The following is a 12914-nucleotide window of genomic DNA, read 5'->3' on the forward strand; positions in this document are numbered from 1 at the left end:
TGGTCACTTCAGGGGAGAAAGAGATCGTAGAAAAGCGTTCTATTACACTAGTCTACGGCTTAGGGGGATTCTAGTCACGGAAAATAGACAATTGAGAGAATTTGGGCCGCCGATGTCGATTGTCCGGATTATGCGTCGATCAGGCCTTTGGCTCGGGCGATGAGAGATTCCGCGTCCGACAGGGTGGGAGCTTCTGCAATCAAGCGGACGATGGGTTCGGTGTTGCTGGCCCGAAGCAAAAGCCAGCGATCATCCCAATCCAGTCGTACCCCATCAAGCTGGCTTACATGTTGGCATGCCAATCCGTCGACAAGCCGTTTGAGGGATTCGAGCAGCCGTTCTTTGGAGAGGCTCATCTTGTCCTTGATCATGACCGAGCGAGGGAATTCAGCCACGATCTGGGAGATCGATTTCCCCGTTGCAGCCATCAAATCGAGGACTTGAGCCATGCCGACAAAACTATCTCGAATGTATCCCACCAACGGATCGATGGGTCCGCCGCTTCCTTCCCCACCGTAAACCGCCGACTGTTCGATCATGCAGTCGGCCACGTTCGCTTCTCCAACGGCGCTTTGAAAAAACGGGACATTGAATCGTTGAGCGAGCCACTTTGTGATCCCGCTCGATGCGCAATTGGTCACGATAGGGCCGGGGCATTTCATCAAACGGCGGTACGCGCACAGAACCGCCGTGAACTCTTCGCCAATGTATTCCCCTTGCTCGCTGATCAACGCCAAGCGGTCCGCATCGGGATCCTGACAGAAACCGACTTCACAGCCATTTTCGCGAACCTGTTCCGCCACGTCTCCTAAGTTTTCCGCGAGCGGTTCCGGGGGATGCGCAAAGCAGCCGTTCGCAGGAACTCCGATAAGGGTTACTCGGCACCCGAGCGCTTCCAATAGGCGTTGGCCCAGGATCGATCCACAGCCGTGATTGGAATCGAGCAAGACGCGGAAGGATCGATTGCGAATCGCATCGACGTCGACGGTTTCCAAGACCGCATCGAGATGATCCTGGTGCGGGTCTGGTACGTTGGTTCTCCAGCCCAACGAATCGACGCCCACCCAGCCGGCCCCCCCTTCCTGGTAAGCATCCAACACGCGTTTTCCAGGAACGGCGCTCAATACGCGGCCGTCTTTCCCAAAAAGCTTCATTCCATTGTAGGGGGGAGGATTGTGACTCGCCGAGACTTGAATTCCCCCCGCCGCTTGAAAGAACCTCACGTTTCGTCCAGCAGTCGGCGTGCTCGCGATCCCTAAATCGATACACTCGCGACCATGGGCCACGATGGTCGCGGCGATAGCGTCCACCAGCATCGGACCACTCACCCGACCGTCGCGTGCGAGAATGATTGGTCCCGGATCGGCTGTAACGCATAAAGCAGCTGCGAAACGGGAGGCGACTGCGGGAGTCAATTCCGATCCGATAATCCCTCGAAGTCCGCTGATACTAATAATGGGTTCGGCCATCGAAAACCTGCGAAGAGTAGTCGTCCATCGAAGCAGTCCAGTCGCTGAGCTCGCCAAAGGGAGGCGACTGCGTTTGGCAAGGATACCCCGAGAACCCGTAAGGGGCACCCAGGGAGAAGGAAAAATCAAATTACCTCACAGCCCCTTAAAACCGGTAGGGATGTTACCGTTGCCCTCGATCTATTGCTTGACACTCAAAATTACGCAACTTAACATCGATTTGCGGCAAGATTTGTAAGGATCTCCTTGTTTTGGCAACTAAGATAGGGCAGTGCATTTTGCTCTCGCCTGCTATTCCGGTCCCCGCTCACTTCTCAACCCTTTCTTTTTAGGCTCGATTCATGGAACTCTCTGGATTGCTTGTATGGGCAGCTGTCCTCGTTTCCTTGATCGCCTTCATTGTCTTTTTGGTGAAGGGGTTTAAGCAGTGGGGTGTTTGGATGACGATCTGCTTCGTCGTCCTCTTCATCGAATGCTGGACCTTTCTCGTCATCACGGCAGGGGTGAACAAAGCGAGGTTGGCGGCGACCAAGTCGTTCGATCAGCTGTATACCGAGCGAAATCGGCTTCTGGCTCAACGGGAAGAGGAGTTCTATGGACTCCCCACCAATCCGGCTCCGGACATGCAGAAATACGTGCCATTGGCATCGGAATTGAACCGAGTCCTTTTGGAACGAGGTAGAACTTGGCGTGGAGCTCGCGTCCTCAACGCAAACCCGGCCGGCGCGTCGGTCGAACTTCCGAGCGCTCTTTCCAACCTGCCTCCAGAGGTTCCTCCCCCCGATCCCAACGGGGCCCAAGCAGTCCCAGCGGCTCCGGCCACGTCGAACTCTCTCGCCGTAGAGAGCATTGTTTATGTCTTCGGCGAAGACCAACAGCAAATCCCCGTCAACTACTTGGGTGAGTACAAAGTCACTGCGGTCAACGGCCCTGCGATCACCATCACTCCCACCACGCCACTTGCACAAAATCAAGCAGGCATGGTCAACCAAAGTGCGACCTGGGCGATTTATGAACTGATCCCCCTCGACTCCCACACCGCCTTCGCCCAACCCGGTTCACAGCCAACCGAGGATGAGATTTTTGGAGCGATGAATCCGGAGGAACTGTCTCGATTGCTCCGCATCCCGCTTGAATTGACGCAGCGAGCACCGAGCGACTTAAACGTATTTGATTCGGTGAAAGCCCGAGCCCTTCAGTCCTATGTCTTGGACGGAAGCAAAGCACCTGCCGGTACCCCGCTCGAAAACATCTTCTACGACGTGACGTTCCTCAAGGACTACACCGAGGTCGTGGATTCCAACGATAAACGGAAGCCGACCGATGGTGGTTACTTCGATGCCAGCGGCCGCACCGTCGACGCGAGGCTCATGCGTGACGATTCCCCCGAGGCAACGTTCAAAGTGGACGAGGTTTACCGAATCTACGGTCCCAAAGCGAAAGAGCTCGAAGCCGATGGAATCGTGAAACTTGGAAATCCCTACTTCGTTCGACCGTTGAACGATTACGCGTTTGGATTCCGCGAGACTCGACGCCTTACCCAACAAGCCATTCAAGACATCGCGTTGGTCAATCGCGAGATCGCCGTGATAACCCAAACGGAGAAAAACGCCCGCGAACAACTTCTTCGCATGGAGGAGATTGGACGACAGATGGAAAAGGATCAGTCGCAGTACGCAATGGAGTTGACTGTCATCAAGGGCGAGCAGACGAGACTGCAGTCCGAGATCGAGGCCAAAAAATCGGAGCTAGGTCAAGCGTATGCATCCATCCTCGACCTCCACCGCAAACTGGTAACGGTGCAATCGAACATCGCGCCCCCCGTCCAGACGTCCGCCGTCCAGACGTCCGCCAAGCCCGAGTAAGCCAACTGCGTCGGGAACGCGCCAGCTTCTTGCATCCCCTGACAACTTGCGCTATCCTAGGAATAAGTAGTGCGTGTACGCACTACTTATTCCTTTTCTACTTGGCTCGATGCAATGATGGATGATCAGCGCGATTTACCTTTGGCCCTCCGCGCTGCTTATCTCGCTCTGCATCGGGCCACGGACGCTTGCTTTGCCCCGTATGGGGTCACCGCGGATCAATTCGTATTGCTCCTCCATCTTGCTCATGGCGAAGCGTTAACCCAACGTGAACTGGCGACCCGAATGAACTCGGACCCAAGCACCGTTCGTGCGATGCTAGTTTTGCTCGAACGAGGGGGTTTGATCGAAAGGGAATCGCATCCCTCCGATGGTCGCGCAAAAACGGTGGCGCTTTCGGAGGATGGCCGGGTAAAGGTGGAACGGCTCTGGTCAGCCAGTCAATCCATCCGAGATCGAATGCACATCGCCGTCGACCCTTCGCAATCGGCTACACTGATTCGTAGCTTAAGCCAATTAGCCATCGAGCTTGATCCTCACCCCCAAAGTAGCTCTCACTCCTCTCCCATCGCCTAAGGAACTTTCAATGGCCCACTCCCTCCTACGCCGGATCCTCTTGTCGAATCTCCCGCTCCTCGCGTTCACGACATCCCCCCTCCTTGCCCAGCAGTCCCAGCAAGGCGTATCGGGGGATCAAAAGAATGTCGCCGTCGCGATGGCAAACCGAGAATTCCCGACCCCCGAAATGTCGGTGCCTCACGTCGATACAAAACTATTTCAGTTCGTCGATGTCGGGGCCAAGATCCCCAATTACACGCCAGGGCAGAGATGGGGAACACAAGGGGACCCGTTAACCTTGATGCAAAAGCCGCTGCCTGCGGAGCGCTCGATCGAGACCTACGCCACTCCTAAAGATTTTCGCTTGTCCCTTTGGGCCAGTGAAGCTGCAACAAACTGGCCCGAACAAGCAGTCGCACCGAAGCCCTACACGGGCCTGCAGGGCAAGCCCATTGCGATGAACTGGGACGAACGTGGACGCTTGTGGATTTGCGAGACGATCGACTATCCCAATGAGTTGCAATCGACTCCCGCGGCAGGTCGCGACCGAATCAAAATTTGCGAGGACACCGATAACGATGGCGTCGCCGACAAGTTCACGATTTTCGCTCAACACCTCAGCATCCCCTCGACGCTCATCAACTATCGAGGAGGAGTGCTCGTACAGGACGGGCAAAAGACCATTTATCTCAAGGATGTCGATGGAGACGATCGCGCGGACTTCCGGCAGGAATTGATTACCGGCTGGGCGATGGGAGACACGCATGGAGGCGTCAGCAATTTCCAATACGGTCCCGATAACTGGATTTGGGGGATGCAGGGCTACAACAACTCCGAGCCGGTCATCAACGGCGAGCGGCAGATGCGATTCCGCCAGGGTTTTTGGAGATTCCAACCCCGATTAGCCCCATCGGCAACGACGTCGCCTGCGTTCGCTTTGGATAAGAATTCTGGCGTCCCTTCCAGCGATTCGACGAAATCATTCGATCAACACACGCTGCGCGTCGATGCGTTGGAATTTGTCCGTGCCACCAACAACAACACCTGGGGACTGGGGTTCAGCGAAGAGGGCTACGTCTTCGGCTCGACCGCCAACGGCTGCCCTAGCGTGCATATGCCGATCCCAAATCGCTTCTACGATCAAGTTGCCGGCTGGTCTCCTAAAACTCTTGAGCGGATCGCCCCCACCAACGCGTTTATTCCCTTTGACGAGCCAGTTCGACAAGTAGATCAACACGGGGGCTATACCGCGGCCGCAGGACACGCCATCTATACAGCTCGTAACTACCCACCTGTGTGGTGGAACAAGATAGGGATGGTCTGCGAACCAACCGCCCACCTTGTGGGTGGCTTTGTGTTGGAAAAGGACGGTGCAGGTTACAAGAGTCGCAATACCTTCAATGTCGTAGCCAGTCTCGACGATTGGGTCGCACCGATCATGTCCGAGGTAGGACCGGACGGAAATATTTGGGTCCTCGATTGGTACAACTACATCGTGCAGCACAACCCGACCCCCAATGGTTTTCAAACCGGGAAAGGTGCGGCCTACGAAAGCGATTTGCGCGACAAGCGATTTGCACGCGTGTATCGGCTACTTTTTAAACAAACCAATGCACCTACTACTCCACACTCGCTCTCCGATGCATCGAACGAAGCTCTGGTGCAGGCGTTAGCGTCCGACAATTTCTTTTGGCGACGCACAGCTCAGCGATTACTCGTCGAACGAAACCCGTCCGATGAAGCGACCTTGCGATCGCTCGTAGAATTGGTGTCCAGTTCCCAGGTCGATGCGATCGGGCTGGCTCCCGCTGCCATGCACGCCATTTGGACTTTGTCCGGATTGGCCGAGCAAGGGAACGAAGGGGCGCGGCAAGCTTGCTTGAAAGCTTGCGATACCGGTATCCGCCACACGTCTAGTCCCGTCCGCCAGGCCGCCGTGTCCAGTATCGAGCCGGCCGGCGTGAAAGTCGCTGTGGCAGCGGGTCTGCTACAAGACAAGGATCCGCGAGTCCAACTCGCCATGCTGCTCCGAATCGCCGAGGATTCCCAAGCGGCCATAGCCGCCGACGCATTGGTGCAACTGTTAGTTCAAGACGTGAAGTTGGCGGACGACGCTATCCTTCTGGATGCTTGGACATCCGCCGCGTCGAAACACGCCGTCGACGTTCTCGCGGGCCTGATTCAACAGAAGAAGGAATTGAGCGTCGCAGTACAGAATCGCATCGCCGTGCTTGGCGAACATATAGCTCGCTCGAACCCTACATCGGGTGATTTGGAGAAATTGCTTCAGGGGAATCCCGGTTCGCCGGTCCTGGTCCCCATTTGGCAAGGCTTAGCCAAAGGCTGGCCTCGCGAAGGCAAGTTCGAACTCTCCCAAGCAACACAAGACCGCCTTCGAAAAGAGTTTTTGGCCGAGTCCATTCCTATTGAAAACCGGGCAGCGTTGTTAGCGATCGCGGACAGGTGGTCGATTGCCGGGTTGCCTGAGTTGGCCCAAAACATCCAAAGCACCTTGTTCGAGACGGCCCTCGATGCGAATCAACAAATCGAGAAGCGACTGGAAGCTTGGGACCAAGCGATCAAGCTGGCGCCGGCGAGTGCGAACATCATGCGTGCCACCCGTCAATTGCTTACACCCCAATTGCCTCCCGCAATCGGAACGCGAGCCCTCATGTCGTTGCAAGCTGCCCGAGTGGAGGGACTTGCCGATGAGATCTTGCTATTGCGTAAAAAGCTCAGCCCTCAAGTAGCGAGCGCTGCATTGACGTTGTTGCTATCCCGTTCCGAAACCACGCGCGAGCTACTCGATGCGATCGCCGAAGGGAAAGTGCAATTCCTCGACCTGCAATTGGACCAACGGCAAGCGTTAATGAACCACCCCATGCGCGAGCTGGCGAACTATGCGAAGGAATTGATGGCAAAGCAAGGAGCGCTGGTTTCAACGAATCGACAGTCGCTCGTTGACGATTGGAAGCCGGTGACGGAGATGCCTGGTGATATCCAAAATGGCATAGCAATGTATCGGAAACATTGCGCGCTGTGCCACAAGCATGGCGAGATCGGGGTGGCCATTGGGCCCAATCTCACAGGCATGGCGGTCCATCCAAAGGAAGAGATCCTGATGAACATCTTGGACCCGTCACGCAGCGTTGAAAACAACTTCCGAAACTACCAGATTCTGACGGTCGACGGAACCGTTCTCACCGGGATGCTCGCAGGGGAGTCCGCCAATTCGCTTCGCCTGATCAACTCGCAGGGAAAAGAAGAGCAGGTTCTGCGGGAGGATATCGAAGAACTCAACGCATCAACCAAATCGCTCATGCCAGAAGGCTTTGAAAGCCAGATGACCAAGCAAGAAATGGCGGACCTTTTGAGCTTTCTCGCGAATCGCGGCCGCTATACCCCTTTGTCGCTGGCATCGGTTTCGACGCTCAGCGGCCCGAAAGGAATGCCGGGTCCACGGGGTTCCACGGGAGAACCCTTTGTATTGAAGGAAGTCGGAGTCGTGGAGTTCGAAGGCGTACCGTTTGAACTCCTCGATCCACAGTCGGGCCGATCTCCGAACATTATTGCCTTGCAAACTTCGCGTGGAAACGCACCGGCCACTCTTCCGAATAGCGTCACCATACCTTGCATCGGCAGTGCGTCCGCCATTCACTTGCTCGGGGGGGTTGCGGCATTCGGTTTCCCCATCAACAAGAACGAATCGACGGCCTTGGTCGTTCGGGCTCATTTTGTCGATGGTTCCCAATCGGAGTTTGCACTCATCAACGGCAAGCACATCGCAAACTATCAGCAACGGGTCGATGTCCCAGATTCGAAGTTTGCGATCGATGCAGGGGGTAAACAGATCCGATATATCAAGATCCCCATCGACGCGTCGAAGGAATTGAAAAGCATTGAGCTCACCAAGGGTGAAGACTTTTCGATGCCGCTCGTTTTTGCCATCACCGTCGAATCCGCAGGTGACGAATCTCACTAATCCAAGCTCGACACCCATGACCAACGAGCTGGGGTGTTCGCGCCCAAGCTCAAAAGGACCGCCGAAGGGCCATTTGGCTGGAAGTGCAGAACGCTAGGTGAGATCTGATGGAGCGAGCCAAGGTGCTGGCGGAGCGATTGTGTCTTTACAATCGCGAGGTTCAAATCGGACAGCTATTGGAGGCATTGGGTAACGCATGCAATGGCGTCGCCGAAATTCTGCTTTTGCCGGGACCTTCTGGTGTCGGTAAAACTTCGTTCGCGAACGCGGTCCGTATACCGGCTCGCGAGTCGAACTGTCTCGTGCTCGAAGGAAAGTTCAATCAGTTTGATGCCGATGTTCCCTTCGTAGCGCTTCGCCAGATGTTGCAGCAGTTGTGCGCCACGATCTTGTCGGCCAATTCTACCGATCGACAAACGTGGCGCGAGCAATTGAAGCTAGCGGTAAGGGACCAAGGAGCACTTCTCATCCACTTGGTACCCGAGTTCGCCCCGCTTCTGGGAGAGCAACCTCCGCTGGAGCCCATCGGTCCACTCGAGGCGCGCTATCGGTTTGAAGCGATGATTCAAAGCGTCTTGAAGATCGTTTGTCGTCCCGAAAATCCACTTGTCTTGTTTATAGACGACTGCCAATGGGCGGATGCGGCATCGGTCCATCTGTTAAAGAACTTAGCCATTGGCAGCGATCTCCATTTTCTTTTTCTGATCGCAGCCTATCGCGAAGAGAATGTCGATCCAGCACATCCATTCCATTCCCTAGTTCGAGACTGGGAACGCCGATCCGTTTCGGTCAGGCGGTGCAAGCTTTCTGATTTGTCGCTGGATGCAGTTCGGAACATGATGCGAGACCGGGGGATAACAACCACCGGCAACGATGAGACGATGTCGCAAGCGATATTGTCCCGTTCAGCTGGGAACGCCCTGTTTGCGAGGGAGTTGGTTCAAATCGTGTCTCAAACTTTGGTACAAAATGAAAGTGACGGGGAGGCTCTCCATCAACGGATAGGAAGAGCCGACTCGCTCCCGGGCAACATCCTCGACGTCTTCACGTCGAAGATCGAACAACTTGGAAATCCCTTCCAGACTCTTCTGTCGACAGCGTCTTGCTTAGGGCATTGCTTCGAGCTTGGGGTATTAGCAACCTGCGCTGGCATCTCGGAGTCCGAGTGCCAGTTGTTACTAGATCGCGGGATTCCAGAGTTGATCGTTCCATTCGAAAAACATCGTGCCTTGTATTCGCCATCCACAGGCTCATCTCAGCGATGGTTTCAATTCCGACACGATCGGGTCCAGCAGGCCGCGTTTGGATTTATTCCCATGGACGATCTTCCGTCTAGACGGGTGCAGCTCGCGGATCGAATGTTGCAAAAGTATTCCGAGCAAGAGCGGCGTGAATTCGCTTGCGACTTGGCAGAACACATCAATGCCGGCTCCCATCTGCTTCGCCACGAGGCTGATATTTTTCGTTGTGTCGAATTGAATTTGACCGCAGCAGAGAGTGCTATGATCGCGACCGCCTACTCGTCCGCACTCCGGTATCACCGCGCAGCCCGAAAGTGTCTTGTAGATTCGAATCTCAAAGAGGTCTTTTGGCAAAAGGAGTACCAACTTGCCTTTAAGCTGTACGTGGACCATGCGGAAACCGAGTACTTGGAGGGAGACTTTCGCGAGGCAGAAAATTGCATCTTCGCAGCGGTTGCCCGAGCAGAGTCACCGATTGAGAAGGCCAATGCGAGGATCGTTTCGCTGATTCACTACACCATGCGAGGCATGTACCAGGAGGCGATCGATGTTGGAACGACCGCATTGCAAGATCTCGGAGTGTCCCTCCCGGAAGATGGGGATCTTGCTTCGCGAGATCGGGTCATTGCTCAGATTATCGATCAACTTCAGGACAAGCGTTTTCGCCCCATGGAAGGTCCCCTCACTGGAACAACCGATCCAACGGTCCTTTGCATCGCCCAAGTCCTCACCGCTATGGGACCTCCCTGTTATCGTGTTCGGCAATCGCTGTGGAGTTGGATTGTTCCGATGATCGTACAAAAGATCTTGAGCCATGGTCCACTCCCGCAGATCTGCTATAGCTTTTCTGCCATGACGGGTTTGCTGACCTACTTGGGCTACGCGCCCCAAGATACAAAGCGATTTATGGAATTCACGGAGGATTGGATCGCAGGCGGCAACCCATCCTTTTCCGATCGTTCGGTAGCTCATATGTTGCTCGGAAGTTCAGCGCGCCATTGGTTCGCACCCTTGGCTCTATGTTCCGCTGACTATCGCGAAGCAATGGAATTAGGTAGGCAGTCCAGCAACCTGCAGTATGCCACCTATGCGTTGGCCCATGACATGTATTGTTCTTTCTTTCGCGGTAGATCACTACAGGAGATCGTCCACGACAGCCAGGTCGCCCTCGAGTTCTGTCGATCGCGTCAAAACCTTTGGGCGGTAGATCTGCTGGAAGGGGGTGTCCGGGTTATCGAATCTCTTCGCGATTCCCAAGCGTCGTCTCTGGAACAAATCGATTTCCTAAATGGCTTGGAGTCGCATAGCCATCGACAAGTCGCGGTCATCTATCACATCATGCTAGCGGAAGCCCATCTTTTCCTTGGCGACTTCGAGAAAGCCTGGGAACATTGTGAAATTGCCCACAAAGACTTGGACTTTGTCGCACCCCAAGGCCTTTTGCCTTGGCCAGAACATCTTTTTACTCGACTGCTTCTCAAGGTCATGAGGGCGACAGAGCCATCGATCCGATCGATGCAAGGCAAAGAAGAGAATGGAATCGAAGAGTTCGACGGAATGCTCCGACGACTCACCCAGTGGGCAGAGCAATGTCCGCAAAACTATTTGCACAAGCTCTATCTGGTGCAAGCTGAAATGGCTCGTCGCGATGGGGATTATCCGAAGTCGGCCTGGCTGTATGACCGCTCCATCGAGGAATCCAAGCTCACTGGATTTCGCCAATGGGAGAGCTTTGCCAACGAGCGAGCGGCAGAACTCTGGCGTTCGCTCGGCAATTTCGTTCTCGTTGCAATCTGTTGGCGTTACGCATTCCAAGGATACCAACAATGGGGAGCAAGTTCGAAGCTTCGCAAGATGACCGACTCCTTTCGAGAATTGATCGCAGTCTCCTTGGAGCGGACTACTTCGGTCCACGCGGTAGCGAGCCCGGAGGTAATGGGCCAGTGCCAAGAGATCATCGACAGACAGACTCAACTGCTTTCCATGGAATCGAGCCGGCTCGAGAACCAACTAGTGTCCGAAAAGGCTACGCAGGTTGTCGGAGAATTGATTTCGGCAGCCGAAACGATGCGACGCGATTTGGCTGCCAATCGAGAGGTAGCACAACAACTCAAAGAGCAACGAGATCGAGAGCGAGCCATCAATGAAGCCCTCGAGCAACGCGTCCAACTCCGAACTCACGAGCTCGAGATCCTTGCGAAGAAGCTCAAGGAAGCGAATAGAATCTTAGAGCGTCGCAATGAGGAACTCGACCAATTTGCCTACATCGCGTCGCATGACTTGAAAGCTCCTCTGCATGGCATTTCGTTGGTTTCAGCATGGCTGCGTGAAGACAGAGGGGAAGTGTTACCCGAATCGTCCCGTCGCTATTTGGATGAGTTGGATCTCCGGGTGCAACGCATGGCGAGCCTGCTCGATTCAATCCTTTCGTATTCCCGTGCCGGACGAACTATCGATCAAGTAGTGTTGGTACGTGTGCAAGATTTGATCGATCGCATTTTGGAAAGTCTTCATCCGCCGGAACAGTTTCGTTTTCACGTTCAACTACCCATGCCGGTGCTCAAGACAGATCCCAATGGGCTGCAACAAGTATTTCAGAACTTGATTCAAAATGCCATCAAGCATCACGACCGAAATGATGGAACCATTACGATCACTTGGCGAAATCTAGGCGATGCTTACGAATTCATCGTCGCCGACGATGGCCCTGGCATCGACCCACGGTATCACATGCAAGTCTTTCAAATGTTCCAAACCTTGCGACCATGGAACGAGGTGGATGGGAGCGGGATCGGGCTCTCGATCGCCAAACGCGTGGTGGAACTCCACGGCGGGCAAATTGCCATCGAGTCGGAGGTGGGTCAAGGAACCCGGTTTCGATTCACTTGGCCTATACGTGCGACCGGCTATCGATAACGTCCAAGATCGCGTTGGGATTAAAAGGTTTACGGAGCCAGAAATCCAAACCTTCTGGGCCGAGCGACATTCGATTGTCGCGCAGCGATGCACCGCTCATTCCAATGATTTGCATTGCACGCGAAAGAGGATTGTTGCGAATCGATTGAACCACTTTCGCGCCGTGGCAATGCGGAAGATTCATGTCCAAAAGGAGGACCGCATCCGGGTGCTCTCCGTGGATGAAAACCAGCGCATCTTCCCCATCCTCGAACGGGTAAACATCGCAACCTCGCTTGAGCAAAAACGCGGTCAGCAAGTCTCGTTCGTCCGGGTTGTCTTCGACCAAAACGATACGCTGTCGGCTCACCGGCGTCTCGTCTTCCTCGACACCGAATTGCTTGAGCAAACCCAACAAATCGGACTTAATCTGGACTTCCTGCGTTTTAGCGTCCTCAGAAAGCGACTCTGAGTCCACGGCATTCGTGTAAGCGTCAAATCGATCGGCCAGATTCTTTAAGTGTTGGTGCAATCGGTACCTCTCAGCACCACGGAACGATTCCTCTTTTGCGAGCGTAAGAAGACGTTGAACGGCGTAACCAAAACGGTCGTCGTCCTCCTCCGGTTCTCGATCGGTACGGACGTCAATCCCGCAGGCCTTTTGAAGAAACCCCTGCAAAAAATCGGCACAGCAATGAATTGCTTCCGACAGTCCTGGGTGCATGTCCGCCAAGCGATCCGAGCAATGATCCAATTCCCGCAGGACCAGATCGACCTCCCTCGCACACGGGCCCAAGTGCCCTAGTAAATTGGCATCATTGACAACAAAACGCGATCTGTTTTCCATGAATCGCCGCCCAGAATAGAAGAGGAGGAGAGTCCGATGATTCCCTCCTAACATAAT

Annotated in this window: 6 protein-coding genes; 4 read left to right on the top strand and 2 right to left on the bottom strand. The window is 54.6% G+C overall.

The genetic code is table 11. The features are described from left to right. Positions 1-128: 128 nt before the first annotated feature. Positions 129-1469 carry a phosphohexomutase domain-containing protein gene (locus tag SH467x_RS01525; protein ID WP_482369555.1) on the bottom strand — a complete coding sequence of 447 codons (1341 nt, stop codon included), beginning with the start codon at positions 1467-1469 and terminating at the stop codon, positions 129-131. A 341-nt stretch (positions 1470-1810) separates the two neighbouring features. Here SH467x_RS01525 and SH467x_RS01530 point away from each other — a divergent pair, with 341 nt between their 5' ends. From SH467x_RS01530 to SH467x_RS01545, 4 genes are all read left to right on the top strand, one after another. Further along, positions 1811-3334, top strand: a complete 1524-nt coding sequence (locus tag SH467x_RS01530; RefSeq protein ID WP_482369556.1) for a hypothetical protein — start codon at positions 1811-1813, stop codon at positions 3332-3334. Between the two features lie 69 nt (positions 3335-3403). Continuing rightward, on the top strand, positions 3404-3910 hold the full coding sequence (locus tag SH467x_RS01535; RefSeq protein ID WP_482369557.1) for a MarR family winged helix-turn-helix transcriptional regulator: 507 nt from the start codon (positions 3404-3406) through the stop codon (positions 3908-3910). 10 nt (positions 3911-3920) lie between these two features. Next, positions 3921-7874 carry a PVC-type heme-binding CxxCH protein gene (locus SH467x_RS01540; protein ID WP_482369558.1) on the top strand — a complete coding sequence of 1318 codons (3954 nt, stop codon included), beginning with the start codon at positions 3921-3923 and terminating at the stop codon, positions 7872-7874. Between the two features lie 107 nt (positions 7875-7981). Beyond that, on the top strand, positions 7982-12031 hold the full coding sequence (locus SH467x_RS01545) for an ATP-binding protein (RefSeq protein WP_482369559.1): 4050 nt from the start codon (positions 7982-7984) through the stop codon (positions 12029-12031). Here SH467x_RS01545 and SH467x_RS01550 read toward each other — a convergent pair. After that, positions 12006-12857: a response regulator gene (locus SH467x_RS01550; protein WP_482369560.1), complete on the bottom strand. Its 852-nt coding sequence runs from the start codon at positions 12855-12857 to the stop codon at positions 12006-12008. The two genes, SH467x_RS01545 and SH467x_RS01550, sit on opposite strands and share 26 nt — an antisense overlap. Between the last annotated feature and the right edge of the window lie 57 nt (positions 12858-12914).

The sequence above is a fragment of the Brakhagea slesvicensis genome (assembly GCF_052161625.1).
GTDB lineage: Bacteria > Planctomycetota > Planctomycetia > Pirellulales > Pirellulaceae > JBKCUI01.